We start from the raw sequence: 18,809 nt of genomic DNA, 5'->3' as shown, positions 1-18,809 counted from the left end.
TTACAGCGCACCCTTCGTGGAGGGGAGGATGCCGGCGGCGCGCGGGTCACGCTCACAGGCGTAACGCAGCGCGCGGGCCAGCGCCTTGAACTGGCACTCCACGATGTGGTGCGCGTTGCGCCCGTAGGGCACGTGCACGTGCAGCGCGACCTGGGCCTGCGCGACGAAGGACTCCAGGATGTGCCGGGTCATCGTCGTGTCGTACTCGCCGATCATCGGCGCCATCTTCTCGGGCTCGGTGTGCACGAGGTAGGGGCGGCCTGAGAGGTCGACGGTCACCTGGGCGAGCGACTCGTCCAGCGGGACCGTGCAGTTACCGAAGCGGTAGATCCCCACCTTGTCGCCGAGCGCCTGCTTGAAGGCGGCGCCGAGCGCGAGGGCGCTGTCCTCGATGGTGTGGTGCGAGTCGATGTGCAGGTCGCCCTCGGTCTTCACGGTCAGGTCGAACAGACCGTGCCGGCCGAGCTGGTCGAGCATGTGGTCGTAGAAGCCGACACCTGTCGACACATCGACCTTGCCGGTTCCGTCGAGATCGATCTCGACGAGGACCGACGTCTCCTTGGTCACCCGCTCAACTCTTCCGACGCGGCTCATGCGCTCTGCTCCTTCTTCAGTTCACGGACCGCGTCCAGGAACGCGTCGTTTTCGGCGGGGGTTCCGGCGGTGACCCGCAGCCACCCCGGGATGCCGTTGTCCCGGACCAGGACGCCCCGGTCGAGGATCTTCTGCCATGCCTCGTGGGAGTCGGCGAACCGCCCGAACTGCACGAAGTTGGCGTCCGACTCGGTCACGTCGTAGCCGATCGCGCGCAGTTCGACGACCAGCCGGTCCCGCTCGGCCTTCAGCTGCTCCACGTAACCCAGCAGGGTGTCGGTGTGCTCCAGGGCGGCCAGCGCGGTCGCCTGCGTGACGGCCGACAGGTGGTACGGCAGCCGGACGAGCTGGACCGCGTCGACGACCGCCGGGTGCGCGGCGAGATAGCCGAGCCGCAGCCCGGCCGCGCCGAACGCCTTGGACATCGTCCGCGAGACGACGAGATTCGGCCGACCTTCGATCAGCGGCAGCAGCGAGTCGCCGTGGCTGAACTCGATGTACGCCTCGTCGACCACCACCATCGACGGCTTCGCCGCCTGCGCGGCCTCGTACAGCGCGAGGACCGTCTCGGGCGGGACCGCGTTGCCCGTGGGGTTGTTGGGGGTGGTGATGAAGACGACGTCCGGCCGGTTCTCGGCGATGGCCTGCTCGGCGGCGGCGAGGTCGATCGTGAAGTCCTCGTTGCGCGGACCGGAGATCCAGCCCGTCCCGGTGCCGCGCGAGATGAGCGCGTGCATCGAGTACGAGGGCTCGAAACCGATCGCGGTTCGGCCGGGTCCACCGAAGGTCTGCAGCAGCTGCTGGATGACCTCGTTGGAGCCGTTCGCAGCCCAGACGTTGTCGACGCCGACCGGGTGCTTGCCGGTCCTCGTCAGGTACTTGGCCAGTTCGGTGCGCAACTCCACCGCGTCCCGGTCGGGATAGCGGTTGAGGTTCCGGGCGGCCTCGCGCACCCGCTCGGCGATCCGCTCGACGAGCGGTTCGGGCAGCGGGTACGGGTTCTCGTTGGTGTTGAGGCGTACGGGGACGTCGAGTTGGGGCGCGCCGTAGGGGGTCTTGCCGCGCAGCTCGTCGCGTACGGGGAGATCGTCGATGCCGGTCACTTGCTGGGCACCTTCCACTCGAACCGGGCCTTGATCGCCGCGCCGTGCGCGGGCAGGTCCTCCGCCTCCGCGAGTGTCACCACGTGGTGGGCGACCTCCGCGAGGGCATCGCGTGTGTAGTCCACGATGTGGATCCCGCGCAGGAAGGACTGGACCGACAGACCCGAGGAGTGGCAGGCGCAGCCGCCGGTGGGGAGCACGTGGTTGGAGCCGGCCGCGTAGTCGCCCAGCGAGACGGGCGCCCAGGGGCCGACGAAGATCGCACCGGCGTTCCGTACGCGGTCCGCGACCGCGCTCGCGTCGGCCGTCTGGATCTCCAGGTGCTCGGCGCCGTACGCGTTGACGACCCGCAGGCCCTCGTCGATGCCGTCGACAAGGACGATCGCAGACTGCCTGCCGGCCAGCGCCGGAACGATCCGGTCCTCGATGTGCTTGGTCGCCGCGACCTGCGGCTCGAGCTCCTTCTGGACCGCGTCGGCCAGTTCCACGGAGTCCGTGACGAGGACTGCGGCGGCCAGCGGGTCGTGCTCGGCCTGACTGATCAGGTCGGAGGCGACGTGCACCGGGTCGGCGCTCTCGTCGGCAAGGATCGCGATCTCGGTGGGACCGGCCTCGGCGTCGATGCCGATCCTGCCCGCGAAGTAGCGCTTGGCGGCGGCGACCCAGATGTTGCCGGGGCCGGTGACCATGTTGGCGGGCGGGCAGGACTCGGTGCCGTACGCGAACATCGCGACGGCGGTGGCGCCGCCGGCCGCGTACACCTCGTCGACGCCGAGCAGCTCGCAGGCGGCGAGGATCGTCGGGTGCGGCAGGCCGCCGAACTCGGCCTGGGCGGGCGAGGCGAGGGCGATCGACTCGACGCCGGCCTCCTGCGCCGGGACCACGTTCATGATCACGGACGACGGGTAGACGGACCGGCCGCCGGGCGCGTACAGCCCGACCCGGTCGACCGGCAGCCACTTCTCGGTGACCGAGCCGCCGGGCACGACCTGGGTGGTGTGCGTGGTGCGGCGCTGCTCGCGGTGGACGATGCGGGCGCGGCGGATGGACTCCTCCAGGGCCGCGCGCACGGCGGGGTCGAGCTGCTCCAGGGCGTCCGTGAGCGTCTGGGCCGGGACCCGTACGGACTCGAGCCGTACGCCGTCGAACTTCTCCGCGTAGTCGATCAGCGCCGCGTCTCCCCGATGATGCACGGCCTCGCAGATCGGACGCACCTTCTCCAGGGCGGCCGAGACGTCGAAGTCGGCTCGGGGCAGCAGGTCGCGCAGAGCGGGGCCCTCGGGGAGGGCGTCGCCGCGCAGATCGATTCGGGAGATCACGTGCCCAATTCTCTCAGACGGCGATAAGGCGCCGGACGCCTGTATCAATGGCTGATACAAGCCCCGGAAGATCAGCTTCACCGTTAGCGTTCGGGGCGTCACCCAGCGGGCATTGAACGGTTGTCCGAAACCCGCGAGTAGCTGGGGAGGACGCCTGTAGCTGGGGAGGAAGGGAAAAACCGTGAGTGAGGGTGCCGGCATCCGCAATGGGGACCTGCCGGACGAGCTGACCGCCGCCGAGGCCGGAATGTGGCAGTCCTTCCGCAACGGCAGCGTGTACGACCTGCGCAGCGGGGACACGACCGCCGACGATCCGCACGGCGGCCATCCCTGGGGTCCCGAGCGCAGTGTGCGGGCCCGGATCGTGGCGTGGCTGCTGCTCGACGGGCCCCCCGCGCTCCAGGGCCGCGTGGCCTCCCTGAAGCTGACCGGCGTGCAGATCACCGACGTGCTCGATCTCGCGGGCGGGACCGTGGTGCCGTACGTCGAGCTGAAGGGGTGCCGGTTCGAGAAGGAGATCCTGTTACCGGAGGCCCGGTTCCAGACCGTACGGCTGGTGGACTGCTCGGTGCCCCGCCTGGAGGCGGCCCGCCTGCACACCGAGGGCGACCTGCATCTGCCGCGCTGCCGCTTCCACAACGGGGTACGCCTCACCGACGCGCACATCGGCACCGATCTGCTGCTCAACCAGGCCGTGGTCTACCGCGACCGGCGCGGGCGTTCGATCACCGGCGACGGCATGACCGTCGGGCAGGACCTGCAGGCCGAGATGCTGGAGTCGCACGGAGAACTGAGTCTGCGCGGCGCCACCGTCGGCGTGTCGCTCAGCCTGCGCGGCAGCAAGCTGAGCAACCCGTACACGCGTCTCGCGCTGAACGCCCCCCAGCTGACCGTCAACCGCACGCTGTACATGACCCCTGCGGGCGTCGGCAATCCCATCCTGACCAGCGGGACCACCCCGGCGCGCGGCACGGTGGTGCAGCGGTTCGAGTGCCAGGGCGGGATCCGTCTTGACGACGGGCGGTTCGGGGACGCACTCGACCTGGAGCGGGCCCGCTTCCTCTTCGACGACGACCAGGAGCTGTCGCTGCGCCGGGTCCAGACGCCCGAGCTGCGTTTCCTCGGGGAGAGACCCGAGCGCGGCAAGGTGGTGCTGTCGGGCGCGAAGGTGGTCAACCTGGTCGACCGGGCGGCCAGCTGGCCGGGGCCCGGCGGCCTCCACATGGGCGGCTTCGGTTACGAGAACCTCGTGCCGCAGGGCGCGTTCCCGCTGACCCGGCGCCTGGAGTGGGTGGCGGCGGCGACCGCCGAGTACAACCCGGAGCCGTACGAGCGCCTGGCCGCCGTGCTGCGCAACTCCGGCGAGGACGAGGACGCGCGCGAGGTGCTGCTCGCCAAGCAGCGCCGCCGCCGCGAGACGCTGCCGCTCGCCGCCAAGCTCTGGGGGTACGCGCAGGACTGGACGGTCGCCTACGGGTACCGGCCCGGGCGGGCCGCCCTGTGGATGGCGGTGCTGTGGGCGGCGACCTCGATCGCGTTCTCGCACGCCAGCCACCCGCCGATGAAGAGCGGCGAGCATCCGCCGTGGAACTCCTCCCTGTTCGCCCTGGACCTGCTGCTGCCGGTGATCGACCTCGGCCAGGTGGGTTTCTGGCAGCTGCGCGGCGGCTGGCAGTGGCTGTCCGCGGTGGTGATCCTCCTTGGCTGGATCCTGGCGACGACGGTGGCGGCCGGGGCGACACGGCTGCTGCGGCGCGGCTGACACGCGGCCGACCTGCGGCTGCGGGCTCACCGGCCGACAGGCTCATGACAGGAAATCACCAGTAGAACATCAGTCACCTTTTACTCGCCCTTGACTATCTTCCATACAACCTATTGACGGTTACGAAAGCTTCACAGCGCCCCCCTGGTACAGCTCCGACCTGCGGTTTTCAATGGTCTCCACCATGGCACTGCTGCGCGCGTTCATCCGCACCGCCCGGATGGCCCGGAACGCTTCAGGCCTCGCCGCCGGGCTGCCCGCCGACGACGAGGTGTTGCTCGACGCCCCGGACGAACGGCTCGGTCCCGTCCTCGTCGCGGCCGGCCGAGGCGAGTACACCCCCGCGGCCAAGCTGCTCACCACCACGCGTGAAGCCGCCGAGTGGGAGGACCGCGACCGGTACGCGATGCGACTCGCCACCTTCGCGCGCTCCCGCGACGACTGGCTCCGGGCATGGCAGGACGCCTCCCCGCACGACCCGGACGCCCTGCTGGTCAAGGCCGAGCTGGCGGTGTCCCGGGGCTGGGAGTCCCCGGCCCGCGTGGAGCTGCTGCGCGAGGTCGGCCCGCTGATCTCCGCCGCGGCGGAGGGCGATCCGCGTGACCCGGTGCCCTGGCGGATCGCGCTCGACCAGGCCCGCGGCACGAACGCCGGGCACACCGAGTTCGAGCAGCTGTGGGGCGAGGCCGTACGCCGTTCCCCGCACCACTACGGCTGCCATGTGGCCGCCCTGCGGTATCTGTCGGCCGCCTGGTACGGCTCGCACCGCGAGTGCTTCGACTTCGCCGAGCGGGCCGCGCAGGACGCGCTGCCCGGCTCCCTGGTGCAGGCGCTGCCGGTGCGCGCCGCCTTCGCCTACCTGACCGAGGGCGGCGGGGCGCTGGTGCTGCGCGAGCGCCTCGACGCTGCGGCCGACCTCGCGATCGCGGTCTCGGCGACGTACGCCGCAGGGGACTCGTGGCCCGCGGAGGTCCGCAACCTCCTGGCGTACGTCCTGGTCAGGCTGGAACGCTGGGAGGACGCCCTGGAGCAGCTGCGCCTGATCGGCCCGTACGCGACGTCGTTCCCCTGGGACCGGGTCTCCGACGATCCCCTCGGCCAGTTCCTGGAACTGCGCGACGGCGTCCGTCTGGAGGTCGCCGCGGGCATGCCCCTGCATCCACGGAGTGAGCACAGCGGACGCGCCCGCTCCGGAGACCATTAGGCTTTCCCGTCGTGACCACCGTCCGGCTCCCGCTCTTCCCCCTGAACTCGGTTCTGTTCCCGGGGCTCGTGCTTCCTCTGAACATTTTCGAGGAGCGCTACCGCGCCATGATGCGCGATCTGCTGAAGACCCCCGAGGACGAACCGCGCCGGTTCGCCGTCGTCGCCATCCGCGACGGCCACGAGGTCGCGCCCACCGCCCCCGGCATGCCGGACCAGACGGCGGTGCCCGAGCGCGGGCCCGCCGCCGGCTTCGGCGACGACCCGGCCAAGGCCTTCCACGAGGTGGGCTGCATCGCGGACGCGGCGACCATCCGGGAGCGCCCCGACGGCAGCTTCGAGGTGCTGGCGACGGGGACGACACGCGTGCGGCTGGTCTCGGTCGACACCTCCGGCGCGTTCCTCACGGCCGAGCTGGAGGAGCTGCCCGAGGACCCGGGCGAGGAGGCCGGCGCGCTCGCCGAGGGCGTCCTGCGGGCCTTCCGCCAGTACCAGAAGCGTCTGGCGGGTGCCCGCGAGCGCTCCCTGACCACCGGCGCCGACCTTCCGGACGAGCCCGCCGTGGTCTCCTACCTGGTGGCCGCCGCCGTCATGCTGGACATCCCGGCGAAGCAGCGGCTGCTGGGGACCCCGGACACCGCCGCCCGCCTGCGCGAGGAGCTGAAACTCCTGCGCGCGGAGACCGCGATCATCCGTAATCTGCCGTCGTTGCCGGCGTCGGACCTGACGCGCGGCCCGACGAGTCTCAACTGACGTAAGGCATCGGCACCTTGGCGAAGAAGTCGAAGAAGCAGCAGGCCGGGGGCACCCCGGCGACCGTGGCTCTGACGGCGGCGGGTGTCCCGTACACGGTCCACGCCTACGAACACGACCCCGCGCACCCCTCGTACGGCGAGGAGGCCGCCGAGGCGATGGGCGTCTCCCCCGACCGTGTCTTCAAGACGCTGGTGGCGGACGTCGACGGCGCCCTCGTCGTCGCGGTCGTCCCGGTGGCCGGCTCCCTCGACCTGAAGGCGCTGGCCACGGCGGTCGGCGGCAAGCGTGCCGCGATGGCGGACCCGGCGGCGGCCGAGCGCACCACGGGGTACGTCCGCGGCGGCATCTCCCCCCTCGGCCAGCGCAAGAAGCTCCCCACGGTCCTCGACGCCTCGGCCGCCGCCCACACCACGATCTGCGTCTCGGCGGGCCGCCGCGGCCTGGAGGTGGAGCTCTCCCCCTCCGACCTCACCGATCTCACGGAAGCGGTCGCCGCCCCCATCGGCCGTGCGTGACCCCTCGACGAACACCCCGTCCTCGGCTAAGCACGAAGGGCATGTCGAAGAAAACACGAAAACGCAAATGGCGCATCAAGAAGGGCCGCTCCAACCACGGCCACCGGCCGGCGTGAAGATTTTCAGCCCCTCCGGCGTTTGATTTTCAGCCCCTCCGGCGTTTGAGGAGCGGGGTCTGGGGCGGAGCCCCAGGAACAAGGGACGGGTAGGGGCGGAGGGGGCGAAAAAACCACCCCCACCCCCCACCTGCCGGTCACCCCGCCGGAGGCACCGGCGGCGCAGCCTCGTACGGGCTCAGATACGGATCAGGATCCCGCGGCCCGAACAGCGCGGTCAGCCCGAGGTGCACCACAAGCGCCGACAGGGACCACGCCAGCATCGCCCCCTTCGCACCCAGCTTCAACGGCGCGGAGAAGATGACGTCCTTGCCCACTTCCTTGGCATGCGCGACCACGTCCTGGGTGGGCCCGAGCCAGATCCCGATCCGCCACGCGAGCAGCGACCCGAGCACCCCGCCGACCGCGAGAGCGACGACCAGCGGAACACCCCCGCGCCGCCGCCACAGGAACACGGCCAGCGCACTCACCGCGCCGAACGCCAGCGCCAGCAGAGTGAACGTTCCGTCGACCCCGATGGCCTGCTCCCCCTCGGTGTCCTTGAGGTACACCGCGGTGTCGTCCGCGATCAGCGGCACCGACGGTGCCAGCCACCACCACAGCACCCCGAGCAGCACCCCGCCGAGCGCCACGGCCACCGCGATCACGGCGGCCTCGCGCACTTCGGTCTTCATCCCGGGGCCGTCCTGTTCATATCCGGCGGCCTCCACCACACCATTGGCAGGCGGAACCTGCCAGGGGTCGTGCGAGGGCTGATGATGCGGCGGCGGAGGCGGAGTCAGCGGAGCGGTCACCCTGACATCGTGCCAGGCCCGCCTGTCAGCCGCGTCACCGGACGGCCGCCCGGCGGTACGCCCAGGTCGCGAGGGCCAGCGAGGCCACCCCGACACCCGCGCAGACGCCGAGGTCACCGAGGACGAGGGCCCAGTCGGGATGCGCGTCGAAGCTCCGCGCGAGAGCGTCGACCCCGTACGTCGAGGGCAGCAGATCCCGCCCGTACTGCACGACCGTCGGCAACCGGTCCGCCGGCAGCACACCAAGCAGCAGCGCCGCCGACATCCCCAACTGTCCAAGGAGCGTGGCGAGTTCGGGTCGCGGCGCGAGCAGCCCGAAGGCCGCCCCGAGCCCGGCGAGCGCGGCGCCCGAGAGCGGGATCACCAGGACGAGCACCCACAGGTTGGCCATCGGCAGCCCGAAGAGCAGGCAGCCGCAGACGGCGGTGGCGATGGTCCCGGGCACGGTGAAGGAGGCGTACGCGCCCGCGGCGCCGAGCACGACGGCGGCCGGTGGCACGGGCAGCGTCGCGTAGTGGTCGAGCCCGCCGCTCGCGCGCAGCTGTCCGAAGTACTGGGCCAGAAGATTGAGGGCGACGAAGGCCACGACGAGCACCGAAGACCCCGCCACTACGGCCTGCGCCTCACCGCCGCCGTCCACCACGCCCCGCATCAGGATCATGATCCCGATGGACTGGAAGGTGGCCACGAACAGCAGCGGAATCCGCGCGACGCGCGCCCGGGACAGCTGCGCCCGGTACACGGCGGCCAGCGACGGCCACAGCCGCGCACGAGGCCCCAGTTCCGCGGCATCGCAGACGTCCTCGGCCACGGGCAGCGCACTGCCCGGCAGCACCTCAGCGGGTACGACACTCACGTCGAGCTGCTCCTCTTCACTCCGGCAGCAGTCCTGTTCTCGAGGCCCACGAAGCTCCACCCCGTCCATGCGAGCTCCCGTACAGACTCCCGTACGGATCCCGCGCCCCGCACACTCAAGACCCTCAAGCCTTCACCAACCCTTGCGTGGTGTCGCCGCCGAGCGCCAGATACACGTCCTCCAGGCTCGGCGTGGCCAGCGTGAAGTCGTCCAGGGCGGCGAAGGCGGCGCCTCCGGTGACCGTGGCGACGACTGCGCGGGCCTCCTCGGGGGCGAGCCGCAGGGTCCAGCGCCGCCCGGACTCGACGGCGTGCTCGCGCAGCGCGGCGACCTCGGGAACATCGAGCGGGGCACGCTCACGCCAGACCAGTTCGACCCGTACCGCGCCCGCGACCTGCTCCTTCAGCCCGGCCGGGGTGTCGCAGGCGATGACCCGGCCCCGGTCGAGGACGGCGACCCGGTCGAGGACGGTCTCGGCCTCGATGACGTTGTGGGTGACCAGCAGGACGGTCGTGTCGTGCTCGGCCCGCCGCCGGTCTACGGCGGCCCAGACGGCTCGGCGGGCGACGGGATCCATGCCGGTGGTCGGCTCGTCGAGGACGAGCAGCGGCCGCTCCCCCACGAGCGCGGTGGCGAGGCAGGCGAGGCGCCGCTGCCCGCCGGAGAGCTTCTTCAGGGGTCGGGAGGCGATCGAGGTGAGGCCGAGCTCGTCGAGTACGGCGTCCCGCTCGGCCCGCGCCGCACGCAGCTCGAGCCCGCGAAGGCGCGCGGTCGTCTCCGCGGCGAGCGACACGGTCAGCTCGTCGAGGGCGGTGGACTCCTGTCCGAGGTACGCGAGGAGCCGCGCCGCCCGCTCGGGGTGGCGCACGATGTCGTGCCCGAGGATCTCCACGCTGCCGCTGTCGGGACGCAGCAGCCCGGTCAGCTGCCGTACGAGGGTCGTCTTGCCGGCGCCGTTCGGCCCGAGCAGCCCGAAGATCTCACCGCGCCGGACGTCGAGGCGTACCTCGTCGTTGGCCCGCACCTCCGGCGTACCGGGAGTGCCGCGTCGTCCGCGCGCGGCCGGGTAGGTCTTGGTGAGACCGCGCACCGAGCACACGACATCACCCCTGTGCCCGTTGCGGACTGCCCCTGCCGTGCGCGTACTCACGATGAACGAGACTACGGGGTCCGATGCCCCGTTATGCGCTCGGGGCCTCGGCTCACTCCCCCACGGGCGCGTGTTCCGCCGCCGTACGCACGTCGATCTCGCGCCAGAACCCCGCCCGGATCGCGTACCGGTCGTGCTCGTCGATCTGGTCGTCCTTGTGCGTGAGCAGCCCGAAGCGGGCCGCGTAGCGCAGCAGTTCGCCGTCCACCCGGTGCGGAACGCGGGGATACATCGCGGACAGCTTCTGCAGATGGCTCTGGTCGGTGAGCCGCTCCATCCAGCGGCGCGCGAAGACCTGCCCCACCTCGTAGGGATCACCGCCGACCGTGGTGATGTCCTCCTCGCGGTCGGCCCAGCGCTGCTCGGCGGAGGTGAGCTGGGCGAGCGTGGGCAGCGAGGCGGCCTCCGCAGACTCCGCGGCGCCCCCGGGGCGTTCGACCCAGCCCTTGTCGGAGGACCAGCGCAGGGTCGCGCTCGCGGGATGCTGGGCGGGCTGCGTGCCGGGCCCGCGCAGCGCGGCCAGGTCCTTCGGGGTGGGTACGCCCTTGGGCGCGGGCACCCGCTCCTCGGTGCCGTTCGGCGACTCGGCCGCCGGGCCGTGCTCCGATTCCGCCGCCGACCGCTCGGCCGCGGCGGCATGCGCCGACTCGGGCAGCGGCGCGGAGAGGATAGCGGCGATCTCGGGGCGCGGCGCGGGCTGCGGCGCGCAGATCCCGCCGAGCTCCTTGGCGCGTACGGCCTTGGTGATCCAGGTCCGGTCGAGCACGCGGCGCTCGTCGGCCTCGGCCACCAGGTCCTCGGACTGGTTGTAGTCCCCGTCGGCCGCCTGCACGGCCCACAGGTGTACGGCGACCCCGTGCTCCTTGGCGGCCATCATGCCCGGCAGCAGATCGCCGTCGCCGGTCACCAGGACGATGTCGGAGCAGGCCCGGTTGCGGGCCAGCTCGGTCAGCTCGGCGTGCATGGCGGCGTCGACGCCCTTCTGCGCCCACCGCCCGTCGCTACGGGTCAGGGCACCCAGCCGCACCGTGACACGTGGCATCACGCGCAGTCTGCGGTGCTCCGGCTGCGGCACGCGGTCGGGGGCGCCGTCGAACCAGTAGATGCGCAACAGCGGCCGTTCCGTATCGGATTCGGCGCGTTCGCGCAGGCCCTGGATGAGAGCGGCGTGGTCGACGGTGATCCGGGAACGGGAGGAGTCCCCGGCGAGAAGGCTGGCAGCAGCCCCGAGCAGATACCCGGCGTCCACCAGGACGATGCAGCGGTCCACGCGGTCCACCCTCTTTCCGGGAGGTTTGCTTTGGGCTTCCTTCGAGTCTGCCCGACCTCGCGGAGGTTAACGGCCGGAACTCGATCTTCGGCGTGGCGGATCGGAGTATCACCCTCCGACAGGGCTTATTACGCACGGTAATTCTCCGAAATGCGCCACTTCTCAGCCTATGTGAGTCTGGTCCCGGCCCTGGCCCCTAGAAACCCCCGTAGGAGGCAATCACCATGGCCAAGAACAAGAACCGCAAGCAGGGCGGCCAGCAGGACCGCTCCTCGCAGGCCGAGCGTGCGCAGGAGCAGGCCGAACGGTCCTCGACAGAGGCGCAGCAGTCGCCGATGCCGCAGGCCCAGGGCAGCCCCGCGGATGTTGCCCGTAAGCACCAGAAGCGCTTCGGCCACAACTGAGGCCCTGCACAGGGCTGTTGAAGCCCCACGGGGCTGCTGAGGCCCAGGCACACACCGAAGGGCGCATCCGGATTCGGATGCGCCCCTCGCGTACGCCGAGCAACCGGATGTGTCAGCCGGCCAGGCAGGACGGGCCGAGCAGCACCTTCAGGTCGCCGAAGAGCGCCGGATCCGGCTTCACCCGGTGCCGGTCGAGCCGCAGAACCGTGGTCTTGGTCGGGCCTTGGAGCCTGATGCGGACCTCGCTCTCGCCCTTGTGGTGGCTGAGGATCTCACCGAGCCGGCTCACCATCGGCGGGGTGATCCGGGTGGCCGGGATGGTGAGGATCACCGGCGCGTTGGTGCCCGCGTTCGACAGGTCCGGGACCTGGAGTTCCATCGCGACCAGGCGCGGCACGTCCTCGCGCTTGTCGAGGCGTCCCTTGACGAACACCACGGCGTCCTCGACGAGTTGGGTCGACACCAGCTGGTAGGTCGCCGGGAAGAACATGCACTCGATGGAACCGGCGAGGTCCTCCACCGTGGCGATCGCCCAGGCGTTGCCCTGCTTGGTCATCTTGCGCTGGAGGCCCGAGATGATGCCGCCGATGGTCACCACCGCGCCGTCCGCGTGCTCACCTCCGGTGAGCTGCGAGATGCCCGCGTCCGCCTTGTCGGACAGCACGTGCTCCAGACCGAAGAGCGGGTGGTCGGAGACGTACAGACCGAGCATCTCCCGCTCCTGGGCGAGCAGATAGACCTTGTCCCACTCGTCGGTGGTGAACTCGACGTCGAGTCCGAAGCCGGGCTCGCTGGTGTCCTCGTCGCCACCCCCGAAGAGGTCGAACTGTCCCTCGGCCTCCTTGCGCTTGACCGCCACCACGTTGTCGATCATCGGCTCGAACTGCGCGGTGAGGCCCTTGCGGGTGTGCCCCATCGTGTCGAACGCGCCCGCCTTGATCAGCGATTCGGTGGTCCGCTTGTTGCAGGCGACCGCTTCGACCTTGTCGAGGTAGTCGGGGAACGAGCCGTACTTCCCCTTGGCCTTGCGGCTCCTGATGATCGACTCGACCACGTTCGTACCGACGTTGCGGACGGCGGAGAGGCCGAAGAGGATCACGTCGTCGCCCTGCGCGGCGAAGTTCTGCTCGGACTCGTTGACGTTCGGCGGGAGCACCTTGATACCCATGCGCCGGCACTCGTTCAGATAGACCGCGGACTTGTCCTTGTCGTCCTTGACCGAGGTGAGCAGACCCGCCATGTACTCGGCGGGATAGTTCGCCTTCAGGTACGCGGTCCAGTACGAGACCAGGCCGTACGCGGCGGAGTGCGCCTTGTTGAACGCGTATCCGGCGAAGGGGACCAGGACGTCCCACAGGCCCTGGATGGCCTCGTCGCTGTAGCCGTTCTTCTTGGCGCCCGCCTGGAAGATGGTGAAGTTCTTCGCCAGCTCGTCGGGCTTCTTCTTGCCCATCACGCGGCGCAGGATGTCGGCCTCGCCGAGCGAGTACCCGGCGATGATCTGGGCGGCCTTCTGCACCTGCTCCTGGTAGACGATCAGGCCGTAGGTGACCGCCAGAACCTCCTGGAGGGGCTCCTCCAGCTCCTTGTGGATCGGCGTGATCTCCTGCAGCTTGTTCTTGCGGAGCGCGTAGTTCGTGTGCGAGTCCATGCCCATCGGGCCGGGACGGTAGAGCGCCGAGACGGCGGAGATGTCTTCGAAGTTGTCGGGCTTCATCAGGCGCAGCAGCGAGCGCATGGGGCCGCCGTCGAACTGGAAGACGCCCAGCGTCTCGCCACGCTGGAGGAGTTCGAAGGTCTTGGGGTCGTCGAGCGGCAGGGCCAGCAGGTCGAGGTCGACGCCCTTGTTGGACTTCACCATCTTGACGGCGTCGTCCATGATCGTGAGGTTGCGCAGGCCGAGGAAGTCCATCTTCAGCAGGCCGAGCGACTCGCACTGCGGGTAGTCCCACTGCGTGATGGTCACGCCGTCCGTGTGCCGCACCCACACCGGGGCGTGGTCGACAATGGGCTCGCTGGACATGATGACGCCGGCGGCGTGCACGCCCATCTGCCGGACCAGGCCCTCGACGCCCTTGGCGGTGTCGATGACCTTCTTCACGTCCGGCTCGTTCTCGTACATCGCGCGGATCTCGCCGGCCTCGCCGTAGCGCGGGTGGGCGGGATCGGTGATGCCGCTGAGGTCGATGCCCTTGCCGAGGACGTCCGCGGGCATCGCCTTGGTGAGGCGGTCGCCCATCGCGTACGGGTAGCCAAGGACGCGCGCGGAGTCCTTGATGGCGTTCTTCGCCTTGATCTTTCCGTACGTGCCGATCATGGCGACCTTGTCGGCGCCGTACTTCTCCGTCACATACCTGATCACTTCGACGCGCCTGCGCTCGTCGAAGTCGATGTCGACGTCGGGCATGGAGACGCGCTCGGGGTTGAGGAACCGCTCGAAGATCAGACCGTGCGGGATCGGGTCGAGGTCGGTGATGCCCATGGCGTACGCGACGATCGAACCGGCCGCCGAACCACGGCCGGGACCGACCGCGATGCCCTGCTTCTTGGCCCACATGATGAAGTCGGCGACGACGAGGAAGTACCCCGGGAACCCCATCTGGATGATGACGTCCATCTCGTACTCGACCTGCTTCTGCCGGTCGTCCGGGACGCCGCCGGGGAAGCGGCGGTTCATCCCGAGGCGGACCTCCTCCTTGAACCAGGTGACCTCGGTGAACCCCTCCGGGATCTCGAACTTCGGCATGAGGTTCTTCGCCTCGAACATGCCGGCCGTGTCGATCTGCTCGGCCACCAGGAGGGTGTTGGCGCAGCCCTCCTGCCAGGCGTCCGAGGAGTCCACGGCGTACATCTCGTCCGTGGACTTCAGGTAGTAGCCGGTGCCGTCGAAGCGGAAGCGGTCCGGGTCGGAGAGGTTCTTGCCGGTCTGGATGCACAGCAGCGCGTCGTGGGCGGTCGCCTCGTGCGCGTACGTGTAGTGCGAGTCGTTCGTCACCAGCGGCGGGATGCCGAGCTTCTTGCCGATCTCCAGGAGGCCGTCGCGGACCCGGCGCTCGATCTCGATGCCGTGGTCCATCAGCTCCAGGAAGTACCGGTCCTTGCCGAAGATGTCCTGGTACTCGGCGGCCGCCTTCAGCGCCTCGTCGGCCTGGCCGAGGCGAAGGCGCGTCTGGAGCTCACCGGAAGGACAGCCGGTGGAGGCGATGAGCCCCTCCGACCACTTGGAGATCGTCTCCTTGTCCATGCGCGGCCACTTCTGCAGCCAGCCCTCGGCGTACGCGTCCGAGGAGAGCTTGAAGAGGTTGTGCAGGCCCGTACTGTTCGCCGCCCAGATCGTCTTGTGGGTGTAACCACCCGAACCGGACACGTCGTCGCGCTTCTGGTGCGGCTGGCCCCACTGGATCTTGCGCTTGTTGCGTCGGGACTCCGGGGCGACGTACGCCTCGATGCCGATGATCGGTGTGACGCCCATTTTCTTCGCCGTGTGGAAGAAGTCGTACGCCCCGTGCAGGTTGCCGTGGTCGCTCATGGCGATGTGCGTCATGCCCATCTCATTGCAGGCATTGAACATGTCCTTGAGCCGCGCGGCACCGTCCAGCAGCGAGTACTGGGTGTGGACGTGCAGGTGCGTGAACGGCGGCTTTGACACGGCTTCGGCCTCCTGAGGAAACGCTGGGCGACAGGCTGCGGACAGTCTGGGGGGACAGCGTCGAAGTCTATGCCGGGGCACTGACACTCGGCGGCGGATCACACGTACCTTCATGCGGGTACTCGGGAACCGAGCGCGTACCTTCGTCCGGGTAATCCGGGCACTCCCGCGTACCTTCGTCCGTTGGAACTGGACGGAAGCAGCCCTTCCCGGCGGACGCCACACATGTCCCACACGTCATGCACCACCTGCACCAGGAGGCACCCAGCGATGTCGGTCCCGCAGCTCAGCGACGAGCAACGCGGCGAGCAGATCCTCGCCGTCTTCGACACCGCCTTCGGCGAGCTCCTGGCCGCCGACCCGGCCGCGTTCCGCGTGAAGTTCCGCAAGATGGCGGCCTCCGCCTTCGCCTTCTACCGGGGCACCGCGGGCCTGTTCTACTACGACCTGGAGCAGGAGAGGCGGGGCGGCCCGTACCTGGACGAGCGCACCTCCCGCGTGTGGATCCACGGCGACCTGCACGCCGAGAACTTCGGCACGTACATGGACGCCCAGGGCCGCCTGATCTTCAACGTGAACGATTTCGACGAGGCCTATGTGGGGCCGTTCACCTGGGACCTCAAGCGCTTCGCCGCCTCCGTCGCGCTGCTCGGCTACGCCAAGGCGCTCAGCGACGAGCAGATCAGCGGGCTGGTGCGCACCTATGCGGCCGCCTACCGGGAGCGCATCCACGCCCTCGCCACCGGCGCCAAGAGCGACGAGGTGCCGCCCTTCACGCTGGACACCGCCGAGGGCCCGCTCCTGGACGCGCTGCGCGACGCCCGCTCGCTGACCCGCTTCGGACTGCTGGACTCGATGACCGAGATCCGTGACTTCGAGCGCCGCTTCGCGCCCGGCGGCGGCTCCATCGAGCTGGACGCGGCGACCCGCTACAAGGTGCTCGCGGCCTTCGACGGCTATCTGGAGACGCTGCCGGAGTCCTCTCTGAGCCGCCCGGACTCCTACCGGGTGAAGGACGTGGTCGGCCGGCGCGGCATCGGTATCGGCTCGGCGGGGCTGCCGTCGTACAACATCCTTCTGGAGGGCGCCACCGACGCCCTGGAGAACGATGTGGTGATCTACATCAAGCAGGCCCAGACCCCGGCCGTCTCCCGGCACATCACGGACTCCTCGATCAGCGACTACTTCCAGCACGAGGGCCACCGCACGGTGATCTCCCAGCGCGCCCTCCAGGCGCACGCCGACCCGTGGCTGGGCTGGACCGAGCTGGACGGCGCGGGCCAGCTGGTCGCCGAGGTGTCGCCGTACGCGGTGGACCTGGACTGGGGCGACATCGACGACCCGGAGGAGATCGCCGCGGTCGTCGCGGACCTCGGCCGGGCCACGGCCACGATGCACGCCGCGGCGGACGACGAGAGCGGCCACTCGGAGCTGGTGCCGTTCTCCACCGAGCGGGCCATCGACGCGGCGATCGCGGCCGACGAGGACGGTTTCACGGGCCTCCTGGAGGACTTCGCGCACAGCTACGGCGCACGCGCGCGTGCGGACCACCAGATCTTCGTGGACCTGTTCCGTAACGGACGGATTCCGGGTCTGTAGCGGGCGGCTAACTGACAGGGTCCCTTTAGGGGTCCCTTACAGGAGCTCGTGACACACTCTCCCCGCTATGGACATATCCGGGACCCAGCTCAGAGCCGTACGCGCGGCGCTGTTCACGGCCATGGTCGTGACGCTCAGCACCGCGTCGCACGTGCTGCTGTCCCGGGTTCCGCTGCCGATGGGGACGGTGGCCGCGATCGCCGCCGCCGTCTTCGTCCTCGCCTACGCCCTGGGGGGCCGCAAGCGCGGCTTCGGGCGGATCGCCGCCCTGCTGATACCGCTTGAGCTGGCCGCCGACACCGTCTTCACCACGGGCCAGCACGTCTGTTACGGCAGGGCGGGCGGCCCGGTCGCGGGTCCGCTTCGCTCGGTCGGTTTCGACGTGCTGTGCGGCGGGGGCGCCGTGGGCACCCCGCTGGCCCGGGTGACCGGCACCGGCGGCGACCGCGCCGCCGCCCTGCTCATCCACGCCGACCCGACCGCCGCCTGGCTGCTGCTCGGCGCGCACATCGGCGTCGGACTCCTCGCCGCCGCCTGGCTGCGCCGCGGAGAGCGGGCGCTCGAGCAGCTGCTGCGCGCGGCGGCCGCGTCCACCTTCCGGCCGCTGCTGATCGCGGTCGCCGCGGTGACGGTACGGCTGCTCGCCCCGGTACGCCTGCCGGCCCGCCCCACGCGCCGGGCGGCCACCGCCCGCACGCGCCTGTTCGTGCACTCCCTGGGACGGCGCGGACCGCCGAGCTCCGTCGCTTTCGCGTGAGCAAGCCCGCGTAAGCAAGCCGGCGCAAGCAACCCCGCCTGAGCGACAGCACCTGAGCACCAGCAGTCCCCCATACGTATCCCGCGTACGACGTGTGCGCGTCCCACATGGAGATCACCAACATGAGCCAGCGGAACAGCAAGGCCGCGAAGACGGCGGCCCGTGAGCGACTGCGCGTCGAGCGCGAGCGCCAGGCCAAGCGCAACAAGGTCAAGCGCCAGGTCATCGTCGCCTGCTCCATCGTCGGCGTCCTCGCGATAGCCGGCGGCATCAGCTACGCGGTCGTGCAGGGCAACAAGCCCGGCTATTGGGAGGCCGCGAAGGACGACAAGCTCGTCAAGCCGGCCAACACCACGGGCACGAACGGCACGACGGTCGTCATCGGCAAGAGCACCGCCAAGAAGACCCTCGAGATGTACGAGGACCCGCGCTGCCCGATCTGCGCCCAGTTCGAGCAGACCGTCGGCGCGACCGTCGACAAGGGCATCGAGGCCGGCGACTACAAGGTCCAGTACATCGGCGCCACGTTCCTCGACAACAGCCTGTCCGGTGAGGGCTCCAAGAACGCGCTCAGCGCCCTGGGCGCCGCGCTGAACGTCAGCCCCGAGGCCTTCCTCGAGTACAAGACCGCGCTGTACTCGACGAAGTACCACCCCGAGGAGACCGACGACAAGTTCAAGGACGACTCGTACCTGATCAAGGTGGCGGACACCGTCTCCGCGCTGAAGAACAACACCAAGTTCCAGACGGCCGTCAAGGACGGCACCTACGACAAGTGGGCGCTGACGATGTCCGCGAAGTTCGACGACAGCGGAGTGACGGGCACGCCGACCCTGAAGATGGACGGCAAGACGCTCACCGGCTCCGACGGCCAGAACGCCCCGATGACGGTGGCCGACTTCACGACGGCGATCGACGCGGCGCTCAAGGCCTGACGGCCCAGCGGGCTCAATGTCCGCACG

16 protein-coding genes are annotated in these 18,809 nt (G+C 70.0%); 8 read left to right on the top strand and 8 right to left on the bottom strand.

All coding sequences use genetic code 11. The features are described from left to right. From hisB to hisD, 3 genes are read right to left on the bottom strand one after another with little or no spacing between them, the layout of a single operon-like run. Nucleotides 1-594, bottom strand: coding sequence for an imidazoleglycerol-phosphate dehydratase HisB (gene hisB / locus OG246_RS20675; RefSeq protein ID WP_266465344.1), 594 nt, complete (start codon nucleotides 592-594; stop codon nucleotides 1-3). Further along, nucleotides 591-1,697 carry a histidinol-phosphate transaminase gene (locus OG246_RS20670; RefSeq protein WP_266465341.1) on the bottom strand — a complete coding sequence of 369 codons (1,107 nt, stop codon included), beginning with the start codon at nucleotides 1,695-1,697 and terminating at the stop codon, nucleotides 591-593. The genes hisB and OG246_RS20670 overlap by 4 nt, the downstream gene beginning before the upstream one ends. Then, nucleotides 1,694-3,016 carry a histidinol dehydrogenase gene (gene hisD / locus OG246_RS20665; protein WP_266465338.1) on the bottom strand — a complete coding sequence of 441 codons (1,323 nt, stop codon included), beginning with the start codon at nucleotides 3,014-3,016 and terminating at the stop codon, nucleotides 1,694-1,696. Before hisD ends, OG246_RS20670 begins: the two co-directional genes overlap by 4 nt. 181 nt (nucleotides 3,017-3,197) lie before the next feature. Here hisD and OG246_RS20660 point away from each other — a divergent pair, with 181 nt between their 5' ends. The 4 genes from OG246_RS20660 to ybaK all read left to right on the top strand — a co-directional run bounded on the left by OG246_RS20660 (nucleotide 3,198) and on the right by ybaK (nucleotide 7,252). Then, nucleotides 3,198-4,778, top strand: coding sequence for an oxidoreductase (locus OG246_RS20660; RefSeq protein WP_266465335.1), 1,581 nt, complete (start codon nucleotides 3,198-3,200; stop codon nucleotides 4,776-4,778). Between the two features lie 184 nt (nucleotides 4,779-4,962). Further along, nucleotides 4,963-5,982 (top strand): hypothetical protein, encoded by a 1,020-nt coding sequence (locus OG246_RS20655; protein ID WP_266465333.1) that lies wholly within the window; start codon nucleotides 4,963-4,965, stop codon nucleotides 5,980-5,982. A gap of 11 nt (nucleotides 5,983-5,993) precedes the next feature. Beyond that, a complete protein-coding gene (locus tag OG246_RS20650; RefSeq protein WP_266465330.1) occupies nucleotides 5,994-6,734 on the top strand; it encodes an LON peptidase substrate-binding domain-containing protein in 741 nt (246 codons plus the stop codon). Between the two features lie 17 nt (nucleotides 6,735-6,751). Further along, a complete protein-coding gene (gene ybaK, locus OG246_RS20645; protein ID WP_266465328.1) occupies nucleotides 6,752-7,252 on the top strand; it encodes a Cys-tRNA(Pro) deacylase in 501 nt (166 codons plus the stop codon). A gap of 253 nt (nucleotides 7,253-7,505) precedes the next feature. Here ybaK and OG246_RS20640 read toward each other — a convergent pair whose 3' ends face one another. The 4 genes from OG246_RS20640 to OG246_RS20625 form a co-directional block, all read right to left on the bottom strand. Beyond that, nucleotides 7,506-8,162: an AAA family ATPase gene (locus OG246_RS20640; protein ID WP_266465326.1), complete on the bottom strand. Its 657-nt coding sequence runs from the start codon at nucleotides 8,160-8,162 to the stop codon at nucleotides 7,506-7,508. Nucleotides 8,163-8,196: 34 nt separating this feature from the next. Next, nucleotides 8,197-9,018 carry an ABC transporter permease gene (locus OG246_RS20635; RefSeq protein ID WP_266465324.1) on the bottom strand — a complete coding sequence of 274 codons (822 nt, stop codon included), beginning with the start codon at nucleotides 9,016-9,018 and terminating at the stop codon, nucleotides 8,197-8,199. A gap of 124 nt (nucleotides 9,019-9,142) precedes the next feature. Then, complete coding sequence (locus OG246_RS20630) at nucleotides 9,143-10,168, bottom strand: ABC transporter ATP-binding protein (RefSeq protein ID WP_266465323.1); 1,026 nt, start codon at nucleotides 10,166-10,168, stop codon at nucleotides 9,143-9,145. Between the two features lie 52 nt (nucleotides 10,169-10,220). Further along, the gene (locus OG246_RS20625; protein ID WP_266465321.1) at nucleotides 10,221-11,438 is read right to left on the bottom strand and encodes an NYN domain-containing protein; all 1,218 of its coding nucleotides are present in this window, start codon (nucleotides 11,436-11,438) and stop codon (nucleotides 10,221-10,223) included. Nucleotides 11,439-11,662: 224 nt separating this feature from the next. Between OG246_RS20625 and OG246_RS20620 the strand changes: the two genes are divergently transcribed. Further along, on the top strand, nucleotides 11,663-11,842 hold the full coding sequence (locus OG246_RS20620) for a hypothetical protein (protein WP_266465318.1): 180 nt from the start codon (nucleotides 11,663-11,665) through the stop codon (nucleotides 11,840-11,842). A 112-nt stretch (nucleotides 11,843-11,954) separates the two neighbouring features. On the opposite strand, the gene dnaE is transcribed toward OG246_RS20620, so the two are convergent. Further along, complete coding sequence (gene dnaE, locus OG246_RS20615; RefSeq protein WP_266465316.1) at nucleotides 11,955-15,491, bottom strand: DNA polymerase III subunit alpha; 3,537 nt, start codon at nucleotides 15,489-15,491, stop codon at nucleotides 11,955-11,957. Nucleotides 15,492-15,761: 270 nt separating this feature from the next. Here dnaE and OG246_RS20610 point away from each other — a divergent pair, with 270 nt between their 5' ends. From OG246_RS20610 to OG246_RS20600, 3 genes are all read left to right on the top strand, one after another. After that, nucleotides 15,762-17,090: a DUF2252 domain-containing protein gene (locus tag OG246_RS20610; RefSeq protein WP_266465314.1), complete on the top strand. Its 1,329-nt coding sequence runs from the start codon at nucleotides 15,762-15,764 to the stop codon at nucleotides 17,088-17,090. Nucleotides 17,091-17,157: 67 nt separating this feature from the next. After that, a complete protein-coding gene (locus OG246_RS20605) occupies nucleotides 17,158-17,847 on the top strand; it encodes a hypothetical protein (RefSeq protein WP_266465312.1) in 690 nt (229 codons plus the stop codon). 122 nt (nucleotides 17,848-17,969) lie between these two features. Continuing rightward, nucleotides 17,970-18,782 carry a thioredoxin domain-containing protein gene (locus tag OG246_RS20600; protein WP_266465308.1) on the top strand — a complete coding sequence of 271 codons (813 nt, stop codon included), beginning with the start codon at nucleotides 17,970-17,972 and terminating at the stop codon, nucleotides 18,780-18,782. Nucleotides 18,783-18,809: the final 27 nt, after the last annotated feature.

Origin of the sequence: Streptomyces sp. NBC_00620, from assembly GCF_026341825.1 — a bacterium.
Lineage (GTDB): Bacteria > Actinomycetota > Actinomycetes > Streptomycetales > Streptomycetaceae > Streptomyces.
Note: the sequence above shows the minus strand (reverse complement) of the source record. Positions and strands in the feature narration are given on the sequence as shown.